Annotated in this window: 20 protein-coding genes; 5 read left to right on the top strand and 15 right to left on the bottom strand. The window is 68.4% G+C overall.

The genetic code is table 11. The features are described from left to right. Positions 1–79: 79 nt before the first annotated feature. The gene (locus EV649_RS25655; RefSeq protein WP_130386090.1) at positions 80–1,075 is read right to left on the bottom strand and encodes a LacI family DNA-binding transcriptional regulator; all 996 of its coding nucleotides are present in this window, start codon (positions 1,073–1,075) and stop codon (positions 80–82) included. A 121-nt stretch (positions 1,076–1,196) separates the two neighbouring features. On the opposite strand from EV649_RS25655, the gene EV649_RS25650 reads away from it, so the two are divergent. Beyond that, on the top strand, positions 1,197–3,623 hold the full coding sequence (locus tag EV649_RS25650) for a beta-galactosidase (RefSeq protein ID WP_198682671.1): 2,427 nt from the start codon (positions 1,197–1,199) through the stop codon (positions 3,621–3,623). 6 nt (positions 3,624–3,629) lie between these two features. Here EV649_RS25650 and EV649_RS25645 read toward each other — a convergent pair whose 3' ends face one another. Continuing rightward, entirely contained in the window at positions 3,630–4,622 is a 993-nt protein-coding gene (locus tag EV649_RS25645) for a zinc-binding dehydrogenase (RefSeq protein WP_241998635.1), read from the bottom strand. Between the two features lie 82 nt (positions 4,623–4,704). On the opposite strand from EV649_RS25645, the gene EV649_RS25640 reads away from it, so the two are divergent. After that, the gene (locus EV649_RS25640; protein ID WP_130386089.1) at positions 4,705–5,925 is read left to right on the top strand and encodes an ROK family transcriptional regulator; all 1,221 of its coding nucleotides are present in this window, start codon (positions 4,705–4,707) and stop codon (positions 5,923–5,925) included. Here EV649_RS25640 and EV649_RS25635 read toward each other — a convergent pair. The 6 genes from EV649_RS25635 to EV649_RS25610 are packed head-to-tail and all read right to left on the bottom strand — an operon-like array spanning position 5,897 to position 12,030. Further along, a complete protein-coding gene (locus EV649_RS25635; RefSeq protein ID WP_130386088.1) occupies positions 5,897–7,264 on the bottom strand; it encodes a GH1 family beta-glucosidase in 1,368 nt (455 codons plus the stop codon). The genes EV649_RS25640 and EV649_RS25635 overlap by 29 nt on opposite strands. Next, positions 7,261–8,202: an aldo/keto reductase gene (locus tag EV649_RS25630; protein ID WP_130386087.1), complete on the bottom strand. Its 942-nt coding sequence runs from the start codon at positions 8,200–8,202 to the stop codon at positions 7,261–7,263. Before EV649_RS25630 ends, EV649_RS25635 begins: the two co-directional genes overlap by 4 nt. Then, the gene (locus EV649_RS25625; protein WP_130386086.1) at positions 8,199–8,975 is read right to left on the bottom strand and encodes a VOC family protein; all 777 of its coding nucleotides are present in this window, start codon (positions 8,973–8,975) and stop codon (positions 8,199–8,201) included. The genes EV649_RS25630 and EV649_RS25625 overlap by 4 nt, the downstream gene beginning before the upstream one ends. A 10-nt stretch (positions 8,976–8,985) precedes the next feature. After that, on the bottom strand, positions 8,986–9,810 hold the full coding sequence (locus EV649_RS25620) for a carbohydrate ABC transporter permease (protein WP_130386085.1): 825 nt from the start codon (positions 9,808–9,810) through the stop codon (positions 8,986–8,988). Then, the gene (locus tag EV649_RS25615; RefSeq protein WP_130386084.1) at positions 9,807–10,724 is read right to left on the bottom strand and encodes a sugar ABC transporter permease; all 918 of its coding nucleotides are present in this window, start codon (positions 10,722–10,724) and stop codon (positions 9,807–9,809) included. Before EV649_RS25615 ends, EV649_RS25620 begins: the two co-directional genes overlap by 4 nt. A gap of 4 nt (positions 10,725–10,728) precedes the next feature. After that, positions 10,729–12,030: an extracellular solute-binding protein gene (locus EV649_RS25610; RefSeq protein ID WP_130386083.1), complete on the bottom strand. Its 1,302-nt coding sequence runs from the start codon at positions 12,028–12,030 to the stop codon at positions 10,729–10,731. 164 nt (positions 12,031–12,194) lie between these two features. On the opposite strand from EV649_RS25610, the gene zapE reads away from it, so the two are divergent. Together zapE and EV649_RS25600 are read left to right on the top strand one after the other, a co-directional pair. Next, positions 12,195–13,244: a cell division protein ZapE gene (gene zapE, locus EV649_RS25605; protein ID WP_130386082.1), complete on the top strand. Its 1,050-nt coding sequence runs from the start codon at positions 12,195–12,197 to the stop codon at positions 13,242–13,244. 4 nt (positions 13,245–13,248) lie between these two features. Then, complete coding sequence (locus tag EV649_RS25600) at positions 13,249–14,118, top strand: polyphosphate kinase 2 family protein (RefSeq protein WP_130386081.1); 870 nt, start codon at positions 13,249–13,251, stop codon at positions 14,116–14,118. Positions 14,119–14,120: 2 nt separating this feature from the next. Here EV649_RS25600 and EV649_RS25595 read toward each other — a convergent pair whose 3' ends face one another. Together EV649_RS25595 and EV649_RS40920 are read right to left on the bottom strand one after the other, a co-directional pair. Then, the gene (locus tag EV649_RS25595; RefSeq protein WP_130386080.1) at positions 14,121–15,218 is read right to left on the bottom strand and encodes a Clp protease N-terminal domain-containing protein; all 1,098 of its coding nucleotides are present in this window, start codon (positions 15,216–15,218) and stop codon (positions 14,121–14,123) included. Next, the gene (locus EV649_RS40920; protein WP_157996316.1) at positions 15,218–15,445 is read right to left on the bottom strand and encodes a ribbon-helix-helix protein, CopG family; all 228 of its coding nucleotides are present in this window, start codon (positions 15,443–15,445) and stop codon (positions 15,218–15,220) included. Before EV649_RS40920 ends, EV649_RS25595 begins: the two co-directional genes overlap by 1 nt. A 154-nt stretch (positions 15,446–15,599) precedes the next feature. Between EV649_RS40920 and EV649_RS25585 the strand changes: the two genes are divergently transcribed. Further along, positions 15,600–16,475 carry a DUF559 domain-containing protein gene (locus EV649_RS25585; protein WP_130386078.1) on the top strand — a complete coding sequence of 292 codons (876 nt, stop codon included), beginning with the start codon at positions 15,600–15,602 and terminating at the stop codon, positions 16,473–16,475. Positions 16,476–16,509: 34 nt separating this feature from the next. Here the strand turns inward: EV649_RS25585 and EV649_RS25580 are convergent, their stop codons facing one another. From EV649_RS25580 to EV649_RS25560, 5 genes are all read right to left on the bottom strand, one after another. Beyond that, complete coding sequence (locus EV649_RS25580; RefSeq protein ID WP_130386077.1) at positions 16,510–17,304, bottom strand: sirohydrochlorin chelatase; 795 nt, start codon at positions 17,302–17,304, stop codon at positions 16,510–16,512. After that, positions 17,301–18,584: a GTP-binding protein gene (locus EV649_RS25575; protein ID WP_130386076.1), complete on the bottom strand. Its 1,284-nt coding sequence runs from the start codon at positions 18,582–18,584 to the stop codon at positions 17,301–17,303. The genes EV649_RS25580 and EV649_RS25575 overlap by 4 nt, the downstream gene beginning before the upstream one ends. Beyond that, entirely contained in the window at positions 18,584–19,483 is a 900-nt protein-coding gene (gene cysD / locus EV649_RS25570; RefSeq protein WP_198682670.1) for a sulfate adenylyltransferase subunit CysD, read from the bottom strand. The genes EV649_RS25575 and cysD overlap by 1 nt, the downstream gene beginning before the upstream one ends. After that, complete coding sequence (locus tag EV649_RS25565; RefSeq protein ID WP_130386074.1) at positions 19,480–20,166, bottom strand: phosphoadenylyl-sulfate reductase; 687 nt, start codon at positions 20,164–20,166, stop codon at positions 19,480–19,482. Before EV649_RS25565 ends, cysD begins: the two co-directional genes overlap by 4 nt. 142 nt (positions 20,167–20,308) lie before the next feature. Beyond that, positions 20,309–21,997: a nitrite/sulfite reductase gene (locus tag EV649_RS25560; protein ID WP_130386073.1), complete on the bottom strand. Its 1,689-nt coding sequence runs from the start codon at positions 21,995–21,997 to the stop codon at positions 20,309–20,311. Positions 21,998–22,405 lie beyond the last annotated feature (408 nt).

The following is a 22,405-nucleotide window of genomic DNA, read 5'->3' as shown; positions in this document are numbered from 1 at the left end:
CCGGGAGTCCTCCAAAAGGGTGTGTGGCGGTGTCCCCCTCGATCCCCGTATCCCCTCAGTCCCCCCCAGGGCGGCACGATCAGGTCGCACCCCCGCAGCCGCAAGAGCCGCGCAACACCAGCTCCGTCGGCAGGATGATGTCGCCGGCCGGCTCTTCGAGCGGGTCGACCAGTAGCCGGGCCGCGGTCGCGGCCAGCTCGCGGATCGGCTGCCGGACCGTTGTGAGCGCAGGCCGCGCGAGGGCGGCCATCGGCATGTCGTCGAAGCCGGTGATCGCGATGTCCTGCGGCACGCGCAACCCCCGGCCGAGCGCGCTCAGCAGCAGGCCGAGGGCGGTCTCGTCGTTCGCACAGACCACCGCGTCCGGACGGTCTGTTGCATCGAGCAACCGTTCCGCGGCGATCGCGCCGTCGGATTGCTGCAGTCCGACCCGGATCGGTTCGGCCGGCGGCTTGCGGCGGGTCGACTTGTGCGCCGCCAGGAACGCCTGCCAGCGGGCGGTCACGTCGGGCGAGCCGTCCGGCGTACCGACGAAGGCGAGTCGCCGATAGCCGTGGTCGACGAGCAAGTGCCGGGTGAGCGCCTTCATGTTGTCGTTGGCAACGCTCACGGAGGCGTGCGCGGGCCCGGCCTCGCTAGCCATCACCACCACGCGGATCTGCGCCGCGACCGCCGCGATCGTGTCGGCCGAAACGGTCCCGCCGTGGATCGCCATACCGTCCACGCGGTCGGCGAGGTCGAGCACAGTCGCGTCGGTGTCGGCGCGCGAGTGCGACGCGAGGACGAGCACGCTGTCGCCAGTCTCGAGCGCTTCGGCTTCGAAGCCCTGGATCAACTCGGAGAAGTACGGACCGGACAGACCTGGGAACACCAGGCCCAGGGCCCCGTGCCGGCGCTCGGCCAGCGCGCGCCCGAAATGACTGGGCTTGTAGCCGTGCTCCTCGATCACCCGCAGCACGCGCTCGCGAAGCTCGGGGGAGACCGGCACCGTGCCGCGCGAGACCCGCGACACGGTCGCGGGAGATACGCCGGCCATCTCGGCGACCCGGCGGAGGGTGACGCGGCTGTTGCCCATTGGCTGAACTCCCGTTACGGTTGAAACCGGTTTCATGAGACCGGTTTCACGACCATAACCACGACCGTGCCGCAGAGGCAACAGCTCGCGGCGCGGCGCCCGACCTGGTGAGGACGTGCTTGTGAGGAACCCCAGATCGATCAGGCTGGAACGGCGCCGACTCCTGGTGGACGGCGTACCGAGGATCCTGATGGCCGGCGAGGTGCACTACTTCCGGCTGCGTCGCGAGGACTGGGCGAACCGCCTGGACAAGCTCGTCGCCGCGGGCTGCGACGCGGTGGCCAGCTACATGCCGTGGCTCGTGCACGAGACGGCCAGTGGCGTCGACTTCACTGGCCGAACCAGTGAGTACCGCGACCTTGTCGGCTTCCTGGAGTTGGCTGCGGAGCGGGACCTGCTGGTGATCGCCCGCCCGGGTCCGTTCGTGATGGCCGAGCTGAAGAACGAGGGCCTGCCGTTCCGGATCTACCGCGAACACTCGGAGGCCGTACCGCTGGGGTGGGACGGTAAGCCGGCCGAGTCGGCGACGCTGGACTACCTCGAGCCCGGGTACCTGGCCGCGGCCGAGCGGTGGTACGCCGAGATCATGCCGGTACTGGCGGATCGCCTTGTTTCCCAGGGCGGACCGGTCGCCGCGGTCCAGCTGGACAACGAGGTCGGCATGCTCTCGTGGGTCACCAACACGCCGGAGCTGACCGACCGCACACTCGCCGACCTGGCGGTGTGGGCGTTCCAGACCTGGGGCCGCGAGGGCAGCATCTCGCGGTACGGCGCCGACCCGGACGACCCCGCGGGCTGGGCGTCGCAGTGGCGATCGGGTGGCACTCTCGACGGCACGGTGGCGCAGCAGCTCGCGCTGCACCATGACCTCGGGGCGCATCACCGCGACCGGTACGCGCGGTACCTGCTGCGGCTGCGGGACGTCGCACTGCAGCACGGTGTCGACGGCGTACCGTTCCTGATCAACCTGCACGGCACGTACGCCGGTCGCGGCCGGCACTTCCCGATCGGCATCAGCCAGCTGTCGAAGGCGTACGCCGGGGTGCCGCAGATGACCTCGGGCTCCGATCACTACATCGGCGAGCTCACGGTCGAGAAGGTGCCGGACCTGTACGTGATGAACGCGTTCATGGCCGCCGTACACGACGCCGACCAGCCGATCACGTCGCTGGAGTTCGAGGCCGGGACAGGCGACTATGGCGAAGACCTGAGTTTGCTGACCAGCCCGGAGACCGCCGAGCTGAAGACCCGGCTCTGCGTTGCCCAGGGCAATCGGTTGATCAACTACTACCTCTTCGCCGGCGGCCACAATCCGCCGTTGGACTCAGCTGTCGGCGATGGCAACGACCGGATCGCGTTCACCGGCGAGCGGCACGGATTCGCGGCGCCGGTGGATCCGGAGGGGCGGCTGAGTACGACGTACGCGGGGACTGCCTCGGCGGTGCGCGCGGTCCGTGGGGCGGAGCATCTGCTGGCGGGCATGGACGAGGAGTACGACGACATCGTCCTCGGCTACGTGCCGGATCACTACCTGACGGAGTACTGCCACCCGTCGGCGTCGGTACGCCGGGCGCAGGTCGGCGAGCTGGAGCGGTACCGGGGGATGGGCCCGCGGGACATCCTCGCTCGTGCGCTGCTGCTGGGCGGGTACTCCTTCGGCGCTGTCGACCTGTCGGCTGCCTCGTTGGATCCAACCGGTCCGGTGGTCGCCCTCGCGACACCGCCGGTGCTCGGACGGGCGATCCAAGAAAGGCTGGCTGGGTTTGTCCGGGCGGGCGGCCGGTTGCTGCTGCATGGCCGGGTGCCGGTCGCGGACGACGACGGCACGCCGTGCACGGTCCTGGCCGACGAGCTCGGCGTCAAGGTCGACGACACCGTCGAAGGCACGCCGCACTACTTCCCGTCTGTGCGCGCGACCGCCTGGGCCGGCGAGCAGCCAGAGGTCCGGGTGGGCATGCTGGAACACCTGACCGGCGACGGTGAGGTGCTGGCCGTGGACGTTGCGAGCGGGTCGCCGGTTGCTGTGGACATGACGATCGCGGGGGCCGGGCGAGCTGTGGTGCTGGCCTGCGACTACCCGTGTCTCCTCGAGTTCTGGCGCCTGCTGCTGGAGCGCATCGGCGTGCACCGCCGGATAGTTGTTAACGGCAACACGCCCGGTCTGGTTGTCACGAGCACGGCCGACGGCACCGGTCAACGTCTGATCCACCTCATCAACGTCGCACCGGTCGCACAGGACTTCACGCTGTCGGTGGACGACCTCTCCCTGGAGCTCCACCTCGACGCCCGCGAAGGCCGTGTCATACCGCTCGACGTACAACTCGACGACGCGGTCCTCCGCTGGTCCACCGCTGAACTCGACGGCCCCGGCGACGGCTCGACTGTCCTTCTCCGACGCACGCCGGCCGGAGGCAAGGCACTGATCCGAACCACCCGAGAAGTCACCGCAGACGGCAACGCAACCGCTGTCCGGAGCGAGGACGGCTGGCTCGTCAGCTGGCCGGCCGGCGCTGTGGGCGACCGCCTCACCATCCGCATCGCGACCTGAGCTCGGTTACGACGTCCGGGGGATGAGCACGACCTTTCCGGTGGCTGCACGTTGTTCGAGTGCTCGATGTGCGGCGGCTGCCTCAGACAGCGGGAACGTGGTGGTGAGCGCCTGCCACCGGCCGGAGATCGTTTCCTCCAGAGCGGCTGCTTCCAGCGCTCGGAGATGGCGGGTGAGTTTGGCGCCGATGGCCCAGCCGACGGTGAGGCCGCGGGTCATGAGGTCCTCGTGGGTGAATTCGATGGGACCGCCGCCCGACCAGCCGAACATGAGCGCGCGGCCGCCGACGCCGAGCAGGTCGAAGGCCTGCTGACCGTTGGCCCCGCCGACCCCGTCGAAGAGCAGCGTGATCTCGCGGTCGCCCAACTCGGACTTCAGTTGCGCAGCCCACTCCGGGTCGCGGTAGTCGATCGCGTACTGCGCACCGAGCGAACGGACCGTCTCGACCTTGGCGGGACCGCCTGCCAGCCCGATGGCGATCGCGCCGGCGTTGCGTGCCGCCTGGATCAGGTAGCTGCCGATCCCGCCCGCGGCCGACGTGATCAGTACGACGTCGTCCGCGGTGAGATGTGCCTGCTGCAGGATGCCGGCGGTCGTACGGCCGGTGCCGATCGCGGCGACTGCCTGGGCGGCGTCGACGTGGTCGGGAAGTTCGTACAGCGACTCGACCTTTGCCACCGCGCGTTCGGCGTACCCGCCTGGCACCATGCCCAGATGGACCACGACCCGCTTGCCGATCCACGTCGGGTCGACGTCCGGTCCGGCCGCGCTGACCCGGCCCGCGACCTCGCGCCCCGGGATCGTCGGCAACTCCGGGACCGGGATCGGGCCGCCGCCGGTGGAGCCCGCGCGGATCATCGTGTCGACGAGGTGGACGCCGGCGGCCTCGACCTTGACCAACACCGTGCCGCTGTCAGGAGTGGGGTCCGGCACCTCCTCGTACACGAGGTTCTCCGCCGGACCGAATGTGTGCAATCTGATCGCTTTCACAGCGCTCACGCTAGAACCTCAACAATGATTGAGGTCAACCTCTGCCACTTCCTTACGTTGTGTACTAAAGTGCGCTCCGAGGGAGGGTGACGTGGCGAAGATTCTGAGAGGTGCGACCGCGCAGGAGACGCACAGCGCGATCCTCGACCTGATCCGTTCCAGCGGGACGGTGACCCGCGTCGACCTCGCCGACCGCTCCGGCCTGACCGGTGCGTCGATCTCGCGGGTGGTCAAGCGACTGCTCGCCGACGGCCTGATCATCGAGACCGGGTACGGCGACCCGACCGGCGGGAAACGCGCCACGCTGCTGCAGTTCAACCCGCGCGCGCGGCACGCGGTCGGTATCGCGGTCGACACCCCGAGTACGACGTACGTCGTCACCGACATGAGCGGCCGGGTGATCGAGCAACTGTCGTCGCGCGGGATCGGGAAGGACGCGCCGGCGACCGCCGTCAAGCGGATCACGGCCGAGCTCGAGGACCTGATCGTGAAGGCGGGGATCGAGCCGACCACGCTGGTCGGGGTGGGCGTCGCGCTGGCCGGTCGGCAGGGGCGCGGTGGGACGCGGCTGCTGCGGACGGACTCGGAGAAGTACGCGTGGGAACCGTTCGCGGTGCGGCACACGCTGAAGGAGGCCATCGACCACCCGATCGTGGTGGAGAACGACTCGACCTGCGCGGCCATCGGCGAGTTCTGGGCCGGGAAGATCCCGTCGGTGAACGACTTCGCGACCGTGTACCTGGCGGCCGGTTTCGGGCTCGGCCTGGTGACGAACGGCGATGTGTACCGCGGCTCGTCGTCGAACGTCGGCGAGATCGGCCACATGGTGCTCGACGTCAACGGGCCGATGTGCTGGTGCGGCGGGCAGGGGTGCCTGGAGAGCCTGGCCGCCCCGGCGGCGGTCGTCGCGCGCGCCGAACAGGACGCGACGCTGGTCGACAAGCTCGGTCTGCGCGGCCGTCAGACGTCCGTACGCGCGGACTTCGCCAAGATCGCGCGCCTCGCCGCCGGCGGTGACACGCGCTGCGTGGAGCTGATCGAGGAGTCCGCGACGTACCTCGCGAAGGCGCTGCTCTCGATCACCAACCTGCTGGACCTGGACCAGATCATCCTGGCCGGGCCCGGCTTCAGCGAGGCCGGCGACATCTACGTCCGGGTCGCGTCGACCGAGCTCAACCGGCTGTCGTTCGTCCGCGCGATGCACCCGACCCGTGTGGAGCTCTCCAAACTCGGTCCGAGCGCGGCGGCACTAGGGGCCGCCTCGCTCGTCCTACATAGTCAACTCACTCCGCACCAGAACGCTCGCTCGTGAGGAAGTCCTGCAGCCAGCGGCCGCTCTTCTTCACGATGCGCGCCTGCGTCGCATAGTCGACGTACACGATGCCGAAGCGGCGGCTATAGCCCCAGGCCCACTCGAAGTTGTCGAGCAGCGACCAGGCGAAGTACCCCTTCAGTGGGAAGCCCTCGGTGGCCAGTTCCTGGCAGACGGCGACGTGCTGCTGGAGGTAGTCGAGTCGCTCGTCGTCCTCGACCGTCCCGTCCGCGGTGACCTCATCGAGGTACGCCGAACCGTTCTCCGTCACGTACAACGGCAGCTCGGGCGCGAGCTTGTTGATCGTGACCAGGATGTCGCGCAGACCGGTCGCCTGGATCGGCCAGCCCATCTGGGTCCGGGGGAGACCGGTGTCGACGGCAACGACGTTCTCGCTGCCCGGCTGGGTGGACGCGACCGGCGACGAGATCGGCCCGTCCGGCGCCGCCACCGTGGTCGGGCAGTAGTAGTTGACGCCGAGGAAGTCGAGCGGCGCCCCGATCAGCGTCAGGTCGGCCTCCTGCGCCGCGAACCACTCCGACATCCCGGTGTCTTGCAGGACGTCCGCCGGGTACTGCCCGGACAGCAACGGCTCCAGGAAGAGACGGTTCCGCAGGCCGTCGATGCGGCGTGCGGCGTCGCGGTCGGCGGGGGAGTCGGTGGCGGCGTGGATCGGCGCCGGGTTGAGCGCGATGCCGTATGTCCCGTCCTCGGACCGGATCGCGTCCAGCGCCAGACCGTGCCCGAGCAGCAGGTGGTGCACTGCCTTCAAGGCATCGGCGCCTTCGGTCCGACCCGGCGCGTGCTCGCCGTTGCCGTACCCGAGGAACGCCGAGCACCACGGCTCGTTCAGCGTCATCCAGTGCTTGATCACGTCCGACAGCGCGTCGTGCGTGACGGCGGCGTAGTCACGGAAACGCTCGGCCGTGTCGCGCACCAGCCAGCCGCCGGCGTCCTCGAGCGGCTGCGGCAGGTCCCAGTGATAGAGCGTCGCGTACGGCGTGACGCCGTTCTCCAGGCACGTCTCAGCGAGCCGCCGGTAGAAGTCGAGTCCGGCCTGGTTGGCCGTACCCGAGCCTGCGGGCACGATCCGCGGCCACGCGATCGAGAACCGGTACGCGTTCAGCCCGAGGTCCGCCAGCAGCCGGACGTCGTCGGCGAACCGGACGTAGTGCTCGACGGCCACATCGCCGGTGGTGCCGTCCGCGATCCGCCCCGGAGTGTGGGCGAACGTGTCCCAGATACTCGGGCCGCGGCCGTCCTCTGTCGTGGCGCCTTCGACCTGGTACGACGCGGTTGCCGCGCCCCAGGTAAACCCGCTGGGGAAGCCGTTGGTCACGTCGTCTCCTTCTCGACCCAGTACTGCCTGTCCGGAAGCAGGCTACCTAACCGGTTAAGCAGTTCCTCGGGCAGGTCCGCATCCCGGGCAGCGAGCAGCGCGTCGACGCGGGCCGGCTTGGTGATGCCGACGACCGTGCCGGCGATGCCCGGGTCGTCGATCGAGTGCCGGAGCGCGGCCGTGGCGAGGTCGGTGCCGTACTCGCGGCATGCCTTGTCCATCTCCGTCACGGCCTCGAGGACCGCGGCCGGCGCCTCGCGGTAGGCGTACTTCGTCGCGCCGGCCGGGTTCGCGAGGATCCCGCCGCCGTAGACCGCGGCATTCACGACTGCGATGCCCTCCGCGCGAGCCCGCTGGAAGATGCCCTCGGCCGAGTGGTCGACCAGGCTCCAGCGGTTGTGCACGAGCAGTACTTCGAACCCGCCGAGATCCAGGTACCGGGACAGCTCACGAGTGTCGCCGCCCGCCAGGCCGACATGCCCGATCTCCCCGTCGGCGCGCAGCTGCATCAGGGTGTCGACGGCGTCACGCATCGACTCGAAGTTGTGGGCCTCGGGGTCGTGCAGGTGGACCAGCGGCAGGTCGTCCAGCCCGAGTCGCTCCTTGCTCTCGGCAACGCTCGCCCGGACGCGCGCGCCGGAGTAGTCGCCGTCCTTCGCGTCGACCTTCGTCGCGACCAGGAACCCTTCGGGCAGTCCGCCGTACTCGCGGATCGCCTGGCCGATCCGGGTCTCGCTGGAGCCGTCGCCGTACCCGTTGGAGGTGTCGATCCAGGTGAGCGGGCTGTCGAACACGCGCAGTACCAGGTCGACCGCTTCCTGGGGCGTGACGTCGTACCCGAAGACGGCGGGCATGCCGGCGATCCCGCTGCCGCCGGCGCAAGCGGCGGAGACGGTCAGACCGGTCGAACCCAGCGGACGGAGCCAGTTTTCAGTCATGCGCCGGAGCCTACGGCGTACGCGAACCCGTCGGAGTCGACGTAGACCTTCGTCCCGTCGGGCGAGATCGCGACCGGCAGGTCGGGCGGGTCGCCCTCGAGTTCGGCGTACGCGAATCCCGCCACGTCGAGCTGCGGGTCGCGCGAGGTCTTCGGGACGTCGTACGTGAAGACCTCGAGGACGGTGTCGCCGCCCTTGAGGTAGCCGATGTGGAAGCCGCGGCTGTCGTGCGGCTGCTCGATGGTTCCGATGAAGTCGAAGCCGTGGCGCTCGTGGTAGTGCGCGGCCGTGGCGTCGCGGTCCTCGATGGTGACCGCGATGTGGTCGAACCGCGGGCGTGACGGTACGCCGAGCGCCCGCTCCCGCGCCACCCCGTCCGCGTCCATGATCTCGGCGTACTGCAGGTCGCCCTGGATCATCTCGAGCAGCGTGCCGTCCGGATCGTAGAAGAAACAGATCCGGACCTCGCCCTCGGCATCGAGCGGGTCCAGCTTGAACTCGACCCCGCCGGCCTTCAGTGCCTCCGCCCGCTCGTCCAGCCGATCCACCTTGAAGCCGAGATGCCGGAAACCCTTCTGCAGATCGTCCGGGGACCAGGTGCTCTGCTCCCGGCCGTTGCCTACGGTCCGTAACTCGACCGTCGCGGTCACCGCGTCGAGTACGGCGCGTTCCGGCGAAACCTCGCCGACCAGCTCGAGCTCGAGAAACCGCGTGTAGTACTCGACCGAGCGCTCGACATCGACGCAGTTGACCACGACGTTCTTGATCGGCATCCGACCTCCTCTAGTTCTTGACGGCGCCGAGCATCATCCCGGCGACGAACTGCCGCTGCATCCGGACGTAGACGATGACGACCGGTACGACGGACAACGTGAGGCCGGCGGTGAGCGCCGGCCAGTTCGTGGAGTACTGACCCATCAGCGTGAACAGCACCGGCTGCAACGGGAGCGAATCGGTGTTCCGCAGGACCGTGTTGGCGATCAGGAACTCGTTCCAGGTGGACAGGAACTGGAAGATCACCACGGTCGCGATCCCGGGCCTCGTGAGCGGCAGGATCACCCGCCGGAAGATCGTCAGCTCGCTGCCGCCGTCCACCCGCGCGGCCTCGATCAGCTCGTCCGGCAACGTCTGGAAGAACGCCCGCATCAGGAACATCGCGAACGGCGCCGATCCGGAGATGTACAGCACCAGCAGACCGGCCTGGCTGTCGAGCAGCCCGAACGACTTGAGCTCGAGGTACAGCGGGATGATCAGCGCCGTGGACGGCATCATCAGCGTCGTCAGCAGCAGCACGAACAGCGTGTTGCGGAACGGGAAGTCGAGCTTCGCGAACGCGTACCCGCTGAGTGTGGCGAAGATGAGTACGCCGATCACCGTCACCGACGTGATCCACACGCTGTTCCAGAAATGCAGCGGGAACTCGATCGACGTCCAGGCGTCCCGGTACGCCGTACCGGTGAACTTCCGCGGAATGATCGGGCCGTTGAAGATCGTGTTCTGCTCGCGCAGCGACGTGAGGAGCATCCACACGAACGGGAACGCCATCAGCAGGCAGAACGGCAACAGCACGAACGTCGCGAACGACTTGCCGAGCAGACTCTTCCTCATCGGTCCGCCCTCCGGGTCAGCCAGAGCTGAGCGATCACCGCGAGCGTGCACAGCACCATCGTCACGACGCTGAATGCGCTGGCGTACCCCAGTTGCGGGATCGAGCCGGACGTCGACCCGAAGGCCAGCGAGTAGAGATAGGTGCCGAGGACTTCGCTGGCGTGGTTCGGCCCGCCGCCTGTCATCACGAAGATCACGTCGAACGCCTTGAACCCGTTGAGCAACCCGAGACTGACGATCAGGCCGGTCACGATCCGCAGACTCGGGACCGTGATGTGGCGGAACTGCTGGACGGTGTTGGCGCCATCCATGGCCGCGGCCTCGTACAGGTTGGGATCGATGCTCTGCAGACCGGCGAAGTAGATCAGCATGTTGAAACCGAGTCCGCCCCACACTGTCACCACGATGATCGCGGGCAGCACTGTCTTGTGGTCGGCCAGCCACTGGTGCTGCAGACTGTCCAGACCGATTGCCCCGAGCAACCGGTTGAGCGTGCCGATGTTCGGGTCGTAGATCAGCTTCCAGAGCACTGCCGACACGACGAACGAGACGATCCCGGGGATGAACAGGATGGTCCGGACGACGACACCGACTTTCGGCCAGATCACGTTCACCAGCACCGCCGTGACGAGACCCAGGAACGTCAGGATCGCCGTCGTCACGCCGGTCAGCACCAGCGTCACGATCAACGCCCGGCGCGCCACCGGATCGTGCAGCATCCGGCTGTAGTTGTCGAGGTTCACGAACCGCGGCGCCCCGAACCCGCCCCACGAGGTCAGGCTCAGGTACGCCGTGTAGAGGATCGGCCAGAGTACGAAACCCAGGAACAGGACGAACGTGGGAAGAACGAAGAGATAGCCTGCGACTCTTTGTGATTTTCTCAGTGGCGTCCCGAAGAATTGGGCTGTCGCCATCCGATCAGCCGCCCTTGGCGTTCTGCACCGCCTGCTGCATCGCCTTCGCGACCGCCGCCGGCTCGCCGCTGCCGTCGAAGATCTTCGCGAGCGGATCGCCGGCCGCCACCGAGCCGGGACCGAACGGGATGTGCGGGCAGCCGTCGCCGTCGAGCAGCCAGGACGTCATCTGCTTCATGATCGGCAACTCGATCCGGGCCGCCGCGCTCTTCGTGGCCGGCATCGAGTTGGAGCCGTTCATGGTGGGGGAGTACTGGTCGGCCGAGTACATGAACTTCAGGAACTCCAGCGCGGCGTCCTTGTTCTTGCTGGTCGCCGACAACGCCCACCCGGCACCCGCCTGGTTCGCCGTCCAGTGCCGCTTGCCGGGCGCGATCGCCGGCGTCTTCATCACCTTGTACAGCTTGTTGAACGCCGGCGTCGCATCCTTGGTCAGCCCCTGCGGTGTCCAGCTGCCGTTGAACAGCATCGCGGACTTCCCGGTGTAGAAGATCTGCGGTGCCTGGTCGCCGCTGGTGCCGGTCGTACCGGGCTGGAACACGCCCGCCTTCACGATCTTCTGCTGCAGCTCGATCGCCTGGACCACCTTCGGGTCCTCGTACGTCGCGCCGTCCTTGAGCTGGTCGAGCTTCAGGTAGTACGTCGGGTCGTCGGCGACCTGCGTGATCAGCGGCAGGAAGAAGTCCAGCGAGCTGGTCGTCGGATTGCAGCTGAGCGCCACCGGGAACTTACCGGTCGCCTTGATCTTCGCGGCCGCTGCGATCAGGTCGTCCCAGGTCTCGATGCCGTCCTCTGCGACGCCGGCCTTCTTGAGCATGTCCGGGTTGTAGAACAGGCCGAACGTCTGCGCCATCCAGCCGACGGCGTACTGCTTGCCGTCCAGCGTGTACTCCTGGTTGGCCGAGTCGAAGAAGTCCTTCAGGAAGTCGTCGCCGAGCTCCTGCTTCAGGTCGGCCGACACCCCGCCGGTGCCGTAGGTCAGCGCCCGCGTGTGCGGCGCGAAGATCTCCGGTACGTCGCCACCCGCGACCGCGGCCTGCAACGCGGGCAGGTACTGGTCCGGGGTGCCGAAGATCCGGTTCTCGATCTTGATGTTGCTGTGCGCGGCCTCGAACGCGCTGATCAGCTTCGGGAACTGGTCCTCCTGGTCGTTGTACCAGGACCACATCCGGACCACGGCCTTCCCGCCGCTCGTGGTGCCGCCCCCGCTGTCACTACCGCCGCAGGCGGCCAGCGCCGGCCCGAGGCCGAGCGCACCCACCGCCCCTTTCAGAACCGTCCGCCGCCGTACGTGCTGTTCGCCCATCGGAGACTCCTCGTAGTTCGCCTCACGACCCTCTCCACAACTTCCTAACTGAAAGTAAGAAAGTGGTCAAGGCCACAGCCCCGACTTTGTGCCCGCACCGACCATTTCGGCGGGCGATCCGTGGTTGGTGGGTGCTCAAGGTGCGAGACCTTAGGGTTGGGCGCATGGTCGTGCGGTTGAGTGGGCGGATGCCGGAGGTCACGCCGGATCGGCTGTTGTCGGAGTGTGTGCCTCCGCCGCGGTTCGCCGATGTCCGGTTCGGCACGTACCGCCCGGATCCGGACGAGCCGTCGCAGGCGGAGGCGCTCGCGGTGCTGTCGGCGCGGGCCGAGAAGCTGGCCAAGCCGCGACCGGCGCCGTCGCTCTGGTCGCGGTTGCGCGGACGGACCGAGTCCCCGGACAAGCCGGGCATCTACCTCGACGGTGGATTCGGCGTCGGCAAGACGCACCTGCTCGCGTCGTTGTGGCACGAGTCCTCGGGACCGAAGATGTACTGCACGTTCGTCGAGCTCACCAACCTGGTCGGTGCCCTCGGGCTGCGGACGGCGGTCGAGGCGCTGTCGTCGTACCGGCTGATCTGCATCGACGAGTTCGAGCTCGACGATCCCGGCGACACGATGCTGATCTCGCGGCTGCTCGGCCAGCTGGTCGAGGACGGCGTCGAGTTCGCGGCGACCTCGAACACGTTGCCCGACAAGCTCGGCGAGGGTCGTTTCCAGGCGATCGAGTTCCTCCGCGAGATCCAGGGGCTCGCCGCGCGTTTCGACGTACGGCGGGTGGACGGGCCCGACTACCGGCACCGGGACCTGCCTGTGGCGCCGGATCCGTGGCCTGACGAGAAGGTCGAACAAGAGGCCGCAGTACGGGCGAACGCGTCGTGCGACCACTTCGTCGACCTGCACCGGCACCTGGCCGAGCTGCATCCGAGCAAGTACGGCGCTCTGCTCGACGGGATCGAGACGGTGGCGATCACCGACGTACGGCCGCTGACCGACGAGAACGTGGCCTTGCGGATGGTGGTGCTCGCGGACCGCATGTACGACCGCAACTTGCCGCTCCTCGCGGGTGGTGTGCCGCTCGACCAGCTGTTCTCGGCCGAGATGCTGAAGGGCGGCTACCGCAAGAAGTACCTGCGCGCCCTGTCGCGGCTGATCGCGTTGGCCCGTGCCGCATGTGAACGTCCGCCGAAGTCTGGGATCGATGAGGCAGGATGACCTAATGGCGAAGCAGAAGAAGGGCCAGAAGGCAGCCGGTGGGGGACTGCGCGAGCAACTGCGGGTGCCGGCCGGCGAGGTGGACCTGACGAAGTACGACACGCGTGCGTCGGCGGGGTTCAGCGGGACCAAGGACGAGGGGAAGCTCGCGCTGGAGCAGCTCGGCGCCGAGGTCTCGGACTGGCAGGAACGGCTGTTCGCCGAGGGCCGGACCGGTGGCGAGCGGAGCATTCTGCTGGTGCTGCAGGGGATGGACACCTCCGGCAAGGGCGGGGTGATCCGGCACGGCGCGGGCCTGATGGACCCGCAGGGCCTGAAGATCACGTCGTTCAAGGCGCCGACGCCGGCCGAGAAGCGCCGCGGGTTCCTGTGGCGGATCCGGCAGGCGGTGCCGGGTCACGGGATGATCGGGATCTTCGACCGGTCGCACTATGAGGACGTGCTGATCGCCCGGGTGCGCGAGCTGGTCACGCCGAACGTGTGGACCCGGCGGTACGACCAGATCAACGAGTTCGAGGCCGAGCTGACCGCGAGCGGCGTGACGATCGTGAAGTGCTACCTGCACATCTCGGCCGACGAGCAGCGGGCCCGGCTCGAGGCGCGGCTCGACGACCCGACCAAGCACTGGAAGTACAACCCGGGCGACGTCGACGAGCGGCAGCTGTGGCCGGACTACATGGAGGCGTACCACGCTGCGCTCGAGCGCTGCAACACACCTGACGCGCCCTGGTACGTCATCCCGAGCGACCGTAAGTGGTACCGCAACTGGGCCGTCACCACGATCCTCCTGGAGACGCTCAAGGAGCTGAACCCGGAGTGGCCCGCGGCCGACTTCGACATCGAGAAGGAGAAGAAGCGGCTCGCCGCGACCTGAGCTCAGCTGTCCGGGTCGATGTTGTGGCGCCGGAGCAGGTCGCGGAGCGCGGCGACCTGCTCGTGCAGGCGCTCGTTCTCTTCGAGGACGGCGTTGAGCTCGGCGAGCAGGTGATGCCGGCGGCCGTACGTCGTCCACGTGTTGGCGGGATCCTCGGCCAGCATGCCCGCGACGAGGTCCTCCGAGCGCCGGCGCCAGTTCATGTGCTTCTCGAGCTTCCGGCGTACCTCGTCGGTGCTCTCGGCGAGCTTGGTGATGATCTGTCCGCCGACCCCGTCGCCGTCGTGGAGTACGCCAAGGAGCAGGTGCTCCGGGCCGACCTGCTCCGCGCCACGGGCCCGCGCCTCGCCCCACGCGAACTCGAACGTGCTCTTCGCGCGCGGCGTGAACGGGATCGCCCCGGCAGCCGCACCGCTCCGGCCGCGGCCGATGATCTCGACGACCAGATCCCGCACCGCCGGAGCCGTGATGCCCAGGTCGGCGAGTGTGCGCGCCGCGACGCCCTGCCCCAAGGTGATCAGCCCGAGCAGGAGGTGCTCGGTGCCGACGTACACGTGGTCGAGGCTGCGCGCCTCCTCCTGCGCCAGCACGATGACATGCCGGGCCTGCTCGCTGAACTGTTCGTACATGGGATCTCCCCTCCACCAGTCCTGCACGAGATCGAAGGTCAGCGCCTCCTCGTCGAGAACCAGCTCGACCCGAAGGCGTTCCTGCAGGTCCTCGGCCGTCACCGGGTGATGCTCGAGCCGGCTCCGGATGAAGGCAGCGGCCTCGTGGTACCCGGCGTCACCGGACGCGATCCGATCGAGCAGCTCGTCCACGTCGGCCACCGGCTCGAGTTGCAGCTCGGCCCGGTTCAGCGTGACGAACTGCAGCACGACCGCGACCGCCACCACCCGGTTGGCTCCGCTGAACGGTCGCGCCCGGACCAGACCCGCGAGCAGCACCCCAGCCGACTCCGCGAGCCCGCCCGTCAGCCGTACGCCGTCCAGCACGCGATCGATCGCGTCGAGGTTCGATCGGCGTACGACGTCGTCGGAGTCGCACTGCAGCACACGCGCGGCGATCGCGAGGACGTCGTACCGACCGAGATAGCGCATCAGTCGTCTCCACGCAGCCGGCGCAACGACTCCTCGTGCCGGACGAGGTTCTGCTCGAGCAACTGACTGAACTGGTCGTCCTGTCGGCGCTGATCCACCAACGCCGCAATCGCCTCACGCGCCACGTCCGACACCGAACGACCCTCCACCGACGCCACAGTCTGCAACCGCTCAGCCAGCACCGGGTCGAGCCGCAACAAGATGTTCTTGGTCCCGTCCTTCGCCATAGATATCAAGATATCACGGTAGCTGGATCTAGATGCATGCATATCCCCGCCCGAACGACCGGGGAGAGGGTGGTTTCGGCGCTTGTGCATGCACGCAGGACCACCTGTGGACAACTCCTGCGCCACCGCGAGAGCTTTTGCGACGCTTGGTCCCATGGATGTCGTCGAGCTCCTGCAGAAGGCGGGTGGTAGCGCGACCTACAAGCAACTGCGGGCATACGTTCACGGCCGGGACCTACGGCTGGCCCTGTTCGAGGGGCGGATCAAGCGAGTCGCGCGGGGCATGTATGCCTTGCCGCTAGATGTGTCGGCGCTGACAGTCGCACGGGCGCACGGCGGCGTGCTGTCGCACGAGAGTGCCGCTGAGCACCATGGCCCGGACGTCGTCACGACTCCACTCAAGCCGCACGTCACCGTGCGGCGGGCCCAGCGCAGAAGGAACACCAAACTTCCCTGCACGCTGCACTGGGCCGACGTGCCCGAGCTCGACGGTGCGACAACGCCGGTGCGTACGGTCCTCGACTGCGCGCGGACGCTCCCGTTCTGCGAGGCTCTGGCGGTGGTCGACTCGGCGCTGCGCAAGGGCCTGGTGACCAGCGACGAGCTACTCGCCGCCGCGATCGCCGTCCGAGGACCGGGGCGGGCTCGTGGGCTCCGGCTGGTCGAGGCGGGAGATGCGCGTGCGGCGTCGGTCCTGGAGTCGGTGCTGCGGGCACGGGCCCTGGAGGCAGGCTGGCGTGGCTTCATCCCGCAGTTCGTGATTGCCGACGACGACTTCTTCGCCCGTGTCGACCTCGCCGACCCCGACCGGCGCCTTGTCCTCGAGGCCGACTCGTTCGCGTACCACGCGTCCCGCGAGGCCCTGCGCCGCGACTGCCGTCGTTACACCAACCTCGCGATGCGTGGTTGGACCTTGCTGCGGTTCTCGTGGGAGGACGTGGTTCTGGATGAGGGGTGGGTGGGGGAGGTGTTGGCGACTGTTCGGAGCGGACGCACAGGCAGGCAGAACCCCCTGAAACGGGCCGCTTGAGGGCCGAAAACGGGGGTTCTGCCTGCCTGCAGGTTCAGGCCGTACGGACGAGCTCGGGGCGGGCGATGACTGGGCGCGGGGCCGGCTCCAGGGTGAGGAGGTCGAGGCCGGCTACGCCGTAGCGGAGGAGGACCAGGCGGGCTACCTCTGCGCTGACGCCGAGGGGTGCCGAGACTGCGACCGCGCCGGCGCGGCGGGACGTGGTTTCGGCTCGGTCGGGGAGTACGCCGGGGGCGAGGAAGAGGGAGCCGACCGCGACGTGGCGGCGGCCCTCCAGGCGCCACTGGAGCACGGCCTCGGCCGGTGACGGCGAGGCGGCGCAGACGAAGGCGGCGGTCACCGGGAGGCGGTGACGCTGGCCCCACAGGCGCGCGAGGCGGGTGACGCTCGCGTTCGCGTGCGAGTCGCTCGAACCGGCCGCCGCGAGCACCAGCGCGTCCAGCTCACGCACGCGGCCGCCCTTCAGCTCGGCGCGCATCCGGCGGTCGAGTACGTCGAGCAGCGTGTCGTCGTACCCGAGCACGTCGGACGCGATGATCCGCAGGCTCGGGAACCGGCTCCGTGCCTCGTCGAGGACGGCCGGTACGTCGATCCGCGCGTGGTACGCGGCCGACAGCAGCAGCGGCAGGACGACGACCTCTTCGACGCCTTCGGCGGCGAGCTTGCCGATCACCTGGTACGGCGTGGGCGGGCAGTGGTCGAGGAAGGAGGCTTCGATCCGCAGGTCGTCACGCGTCTCGCGCAGGCACTTCACGAGTGAGTGGACGGTGGCGGCCGAACGCGGATCGCGGCTGCCGTGGGCGAGGATCACGAGCGCTGGAGCAGTCACAGCAGTTCCCCTTCTTCGTCGTCGATCATTCCGGCCGCGAGCGTCCACCCGTCGTGGGCGTCGATGAGCAGGAACGAACCGGTGATGGCGTTGCTGGAGTACGGGTCGGCGGCCAGCGGTGCGGCGATCTTGAGTTGCACCTTGCCGATGTCGTTCAGGGCGAGCTCGGCGGCGTCGATGACTCCGAGCGTGTCGAGGTCCAGCGCGCCGGTGATCTTGGTGACGATCGCCTGCGCGGTGGTGGTGGTGTGCTTGATCAGCACCCGGGCCCCGACTGTCAGTGGCCGGTCGGCCAGCCAGCTGACGGTGGCGGCGAGTTCCCGGCGGGTGCCGGGGGAGTGCTCGGCCGCGACGATCACCGAGCCGCGGGCGACGTCGATGTCGTCGGCGAGCCGGACCGTGACGGCTTCACCGGCGATCGCGGACGGCCGTTCGACGACCGCGGTCGACGTCGCGGTGACGACCGGCCGGTCGATGCCGGCGATCGACGTACGGCGTCCCGCGGGCAGCACGATGACCGGGTCGCCGACCGTGACGGTGCCGGAGGCAACGGTTCCGGTGTAGCCGCGGTAGTCGCGGTACTCGTCGGTCTGCGGGCGGATCACGTACTGCACCGGGAACCGCAGCGGCTGGTTCGAGGTGTCGGTGCGTCCGTTCGCGTTCTCCAGGACCTCGAGCAGCGTCGGCCCGTCGTACCAGGCGGTGTCGGCGGAGTGCTCGACGACGTTGTCGCCGACGAGTGCGGAGACCGGGATCGCCTTCAGGTCGGCGATGCCGAGCTGGTCGGCGACCTCGCCGACGTCCTTCGCGATCTTGGTGAACACGGCCTCGTCGTAGCCGACCAGGTCGATCTTGTTCACCGCGAGTACGACGTGCGGCACCCGGAGCAGACCGGCCACGGCCAGGTGCCGGCGGGTCTGCTCGAGGACGCCGTGGCGGGCGTCGACGAGGATGATCACCACGTCCGCGGTCGAGGCGCCGGTCACGGTGTTCCGGGTGTACTGCACGTGCCCCGGGCAGTCGGCCAGGATGAACGAGCGCTTGTCCGTGGCGAAGTACCGGTAGGCGACGTCGATCGTGATGCCCTGCTCGCGTTCGGCCCGGAGACCGTCGGTGAGCAGTGCGAAGTCGAAGTCGCCGCCGCGGGCTTCGGAGACCGTCTTCACGTGCGCGATCTGGTCGGCGAGGATTGCCTTGCAGTCGTGCAGCAGCCGCCCGACCAGCGTCGACTTGCCGTCGTCCACCGATCCTGCCGTTGCCAGACGCAACAGGGTGCTCATCAGAAGTACCCCTCTCGTTTGCGGTCTTCCATCGCGGCCTCGCTGGCCCGGTCGTCGGCGCGGGTCGCGCCTCGCTCGGTGATCTCGCTGGCCGCGACCTCGATGACGACCTCGGCGGGCGACGTCGCCGTGGAGGCGACGGCGCCGGTGCAGGACATATCGCCGACGGTCCGGTACCGGACCACGCGCTGGGCGACGGTTTCACCGGAGCGGGGCTGCGAGTAGGGGCCGACGGCAAGCAGCATGCCGTCGCGCTCGAACACGTCCCGCTCGTGGGCGTAGTAGATCGAAGGCAGCGGGATCTGCTCGCGCTCGATGTAGTTCCACACGTCCAGCTCGGTCCAGTTGGACAGCGGGAACACCCGCACGTGCTCGCCCGGCCGGTGCCGCCCGTTGTACAGCGACCACAGCTCCGGGCGCTGGTTCCGCGGGTCCCACTGACCGAACTCGTCGCGCAGGCTGAAGATCCGCTCCTTCGCCCGGGCGCGCTCCTCGTCGCGCCGGCCGCCGCCGAACACGGCGTCGAACCGGTGCGCGTTGATTGCGTCCAGCAACGGAACGGTCTGCAGCTGGTTCCGGGTCCCGTCCGTGCGCTCGCGCAGCCGGCCGTCGGCGATGTAGTCCTCGACCTTCGCCACCTCGAGCCGCAGCCCGAGCTGCTCGACGACCGCGTCGCGATAGGCCAGTACTTCGGGGAAGTTGTGGCCGGTGTCGACGTGCAGCAACGTGAACGGCACCGCGGCCGGCGAGAACGCCTTCCGCGCCAGGTGCAGCATCACGATCGAGTCCTTGCCGCCGGAGAACAGGATCACCGGCCGCTCGAACTCCGCCGCGACCTCACGGAACACGAAGATCGATTCGCTCTCCAGAGCATCCAGCTCTGTCACAGTGATGCTCATGTGTGCAACCCGCATTCGACCTTGCCGGTGCCCGCCCAGCGGCCGCTGCGCGGGTCCTCACCGGGCGCGACCTGCTGCGTGCACGGCTCGCAACCGATCGACGGGTAGCCGTCGTACTGCAGCAGGTTCACGAGTACGCCGTTGTCCTGGATGTAGCTGTCCAGGTCCTCCTGCGTCCACGGCGCGATCGGGTTGAGCTTCACCATGTCGCGCTTCTCGTCGTACTCGACGACCGGCGTGTTGGCGCGGGTCGGCGCCTCCTCGCGGCGGATGCCGGTGACCCAGGCCTTGTAGCCGGACAGGTACCGGTTCAGCGGCTCGACCTTGCGCATGGCGCAGCACTTGTTCGGATCGCGGTCGTGCAGTTTCTCGCCGTACTCCGCGTCCTGCTCGGCGACCGTCTGCTTCGGCAAGGCGTTGATCAGGTGGATCGGCAGCGTCGCCGCCACCGCGTCCCGGGTCCCGATCGTCTCGGCGAAGTGGTACCCGGTGTCGAGGAACAGTACGTCGACCCCGGGCGCCGCGGCGGCCGCGAGATGGGGGAGTGCGCCGTCGGCCATCGAGGCGGTCACCACCAGCTCGTCACCGAAGGTCTCCCGCGCCCACGCGAGCACCTCCACCGCCGACGCGTCGGCGAGACGTTCGTTCGCCTCCTCGGCGATCGTCTTCAGATCCGTACTCATTCCACCGTCACCCGCAGTCCGATCATCTTCAGCTGGAACACCCGTGCACACGGCCGGCACTCCCACGCACCATGGCCTTCTTCAGAGGGACGAAGATCCTCGTCCCCGCAGTACGGGCAGTACAGAGGTGCCGCACGTTCGCTCACTGAAGTGCCTCCTGGTCCGCTCGGGTGACCCACTGGGCGAAGCGCTCGCCCTCGTTGCGCTCCTTCAGGTAGTTCTGGGTGACGCGCTCCACGTAGTCCGTGAGCCCGTCCGCGGTGACCTTGTGACCGCGCAGCTTCCGGCCGAACCCGGCGTCCAGCCCGAGACCGCCGCCGAGGTGCACCTGGTAGCCCGGCACCTGCTTGCCGTCGGCATCCAGTACGAGCTGTCCCTTCAGTCCGATGTCCGCGACCTGGATCCGGGCGCACGAGTTCGGGCAGCCGTTGACGTTCACCGTGATCGGTACGTCGAGTTCGGGGATCCGCTCCTCGAGCTCGTTGATCAGCTGCGCCGCCTTCGCCTTGGTCTCGACGATCGCCAGCTTGCAGAACTCGATTCCGGTGCAGGCCATCGTGTTCCGCCGCCACGCCGACGGGTTCGCCTGGTATCCGAGTGAGTTCAGCTCGGCGACCAGCGACTCGATCTGCGACTCCTCGACGTCCAGCACCAGCAGCTTCTGCTGCGCGGTGGTCCGGATCCGGTCCGACCCGTGCCGCGCCACCACGTCGGCGACCTGTGCGAGCGACGTACCGGAGACCCGGCCGACGACCGGTGCGACGCCGACGAAGTACTTGCCGTCGTTCTGCTTGTGGACGCCGACGTGGTCACCCTGGATCGCGGGGACCTCGGGTGCCGGGCCGTCGATCAGCTTCCGCTTGAGGTACTTGTCCTCCAGCACCTCGCGGAACTTCTCGACGCCCCAGTCCGCCAGCAGGAACTTCAGCCGGGCCCGGGTCCGCAGCCGGCGATAGCCGTAGTCGCGGAAGATGCTGGTGACCCCCCACCAGGCTTCGGCGACCTCGTTCAGCGGGATCCAGGTGCCCAGCCGCTGCGCGAGCATCGGGTTCGTCGACAGGCCGCCGCCGACCCACAGGTCGAAGCCCGGGCCGTGCTCGGGGTGCACGACACCGACGAACGCGATGTCGTTGACCTCCGGTACGACGTCGTGCGACGGGTGCCCGGTGAGCGCGGTCTTGAACTTCCGCGGCAGGTTGGAGAACTCGTCCGAGCCGATGTACTTCGAGACGATCTCGTCGATGGCCGGCGTCGGGTCGATGATCTCGTCCGCCGCGATCCCCGCGACCGGGCTCGCGATCACGACCCGCGGTACGTCGCCGCACGCCTCGGTCGTGTAGAGCCCGACAGACTCCAGCTGCTCCCAGATCGTCGGCACGTCCTCGATCCGGATCCAGTGCAGCTGGATGTTCTGCCGGTCGGTGATGTCCGCGGTGTCGCGCGCGTACGTCGTGGAGATGTGGGCGATCACCCGCAGCTGCTCGGCGGTCAGCTGGCCGCCCTCGATCCGGACCCGCAGCATGAAGTAGCGGTCGTCCAGCTCCTCCGGCTCCAGCGTCGCGGTCTTGCCGCCGTCGATCCCGGGCTTGCGCTGGGTGTACAGACCCCACCAGCGGAAGCGGCCGCGCAGGTCGGCCGGGTCGATCGAGTCGAAGCCGCGGTGCGCGTAGACGTTCTCGATCCGCGCCCGGACGTTCAGGCCGTCGTCGTTCTTCTTGTTCTCTTCGTTCTTGTTCAGCGGCTCGCGGTATCCGAGCGCCCACTGGCCTTCGCCCTTGCCCTTACGGGGCCGGGCCGGTTTGCGGGCGGGGGAGGTGACGCCGGCAGTCATCCGGGGCGTGTCCTTGTCCTCGTGACAGGTGCTCACCGAGGGCGGCAGGATCGAAGCGTCGTCGGTTCGATGCGTTCCGCGCGGTGCGCACCCAGCGGTGATCGGGGGTGATCAGGGGGCCGTCGTTGGCCCGGGCAGGGTGGCTGTCAGAACATCGAAGGACAACAGATGGCACTGCGCATCCGCCCGAGGTCGACATGCAGCCGACCTACGAGGTGGGTGGTGAACGCAGCGAGCATGTCCACAAGCGTCAGCGCGAACCGCTGACAAATCAACTCCCATTCCTACATCCTGAGATCCGATCTCACGATATGGCTATCTCCACCAGTCTGGTGGAGATTGATTCCGGCGGCGAACGCATCGTACAAGAACTCTTGTGCAAGAGTTCTTGTGGAAGCTACGGTGCTC

Origin of the sequence: Kribbella sp. VKM Ac-2569, assembly GCF_004216905.1 — a bacterium.
Classification (GTDB): domain Bacteria; phylum Actinomycetota; class Actinomycetes; order Propionibacteriales; family Kribbellaceae; genus Kribbella.
The sequence above is the reverse complement of the archived record's forward strand: the minus strand, read 5'-3'. Positions and strand labels throughout refer to the sequence as shown.

Excerpts from the sequence above, each read along its gene's own strand:
- EV649_RS25560 (WP_130386073.1), bottom strand. The coding sequence starts at position 21,997 with ATGACTGCCGGCGTCACCTCCCCCGCCCGCAAACCGGCCCGGCCCCGT.
- EV649_RS25595 (WP_130386080.1), bottom strand. The coding sequence starts at position 15,218 with ATGCGCTATCTCGGTCGGTACGACGTCCTCGCGATCGCCGCGCGTGTG.
- cysD (WP_198682670.1), bottom strand. The coding sequence starts at position 19,483 with ATGAGCATCACTGTGACAGAGCTGGATGCTCTGGAGAGCGAATCGATC.
- EV649_RS25625 (WP_130386086.1), bottom strand. The coding sequence starts at position 8,975 with ATGCCGATCAAGAACGTCGTGGTCAACTGCGTCGATGTCGAGCGCTCG.
- EV649_RS25615 (WP_130386084.1), bottom strand. The coding sequence starts at position 10,724 with ATGGCGACAGCCCAATTCTTCGGGACGCCACTGAGAAAATCACAAAGA.
- EV649_RS40920 (WP_157996316.1), bottom strand. The coding sequence starts at position 15,445 with ATGGCGAAGGACGGGACCAAGAACATCTTGTTGCGGCTCGACCCGGTG.
- EV649_RS25630 (WP_130386087.1), bottom strand. The coding sequence starts at position 8,202 with ATGACTGAAAACTGGCTCCGTCCGCTGGGTTCGACCGGTCTGACCGTC.
- EV649_RS25575 (WP_130386076.1), bottom strand. The coding sequence starts at position 18,584 with ATGAGCACCCTGTTGCGTCTGGCAACGGCAGGATCGGTGGACGACGGC.
- EV649_RS25565 (WP_130386074.1), bottom strand. The coding sequence starts at position 20,166 with ATGAGTACGGATCTGAAGACGATCGCCGAGGAGGCGAACGAACGTCTC.
- EV649_RS25585 (WP_130386078.1), top strand. The coding sequence starts at position 15,600 with ATGGATGTCGTCGAGCTCCTGCAGAAGGCGGGTGGTAGCGCGACCTAC.
- EV649_RS25610 (WP_130386083.1), bottom strand. The coding sequence starts at position 12,030 with ATGGGCGAACAGCACGTACGGCGGCGGACGGTTCTGAAAGGGGCGGTG.
- EV649_RS25620 (WP_130386085.1), bottom strand. The coding sequence starts at position 9,810 with ATGAGGAAGAGTCTGCTCGGCAAGTCGTTCGCGACGTTCGTGCTGTTG.
- zapE (WP_130386082.1), top strand. The coding sequence starts at position 12,195 with ATGGTCGTGCGGTTGAGTGGGCGGATGCCGGAGGTCACGCCGGATCGG.
- EV649_RS25600 (WP_130386081.1), top strand. The coding sequence starts at position 13,249 with ATGGCGAAGCAGAAGAAGGGCCAGAAGGCAGCCGGTGGGGGACTGCGC.
- EV649_RS25655 (WP_130386090.1), bottom strand. The coding sequence starts at position 1,075 with ATGGGCAACAGCCGCGTCACCCTCCGCCGGGTCGCCGAGATGGCCGGC.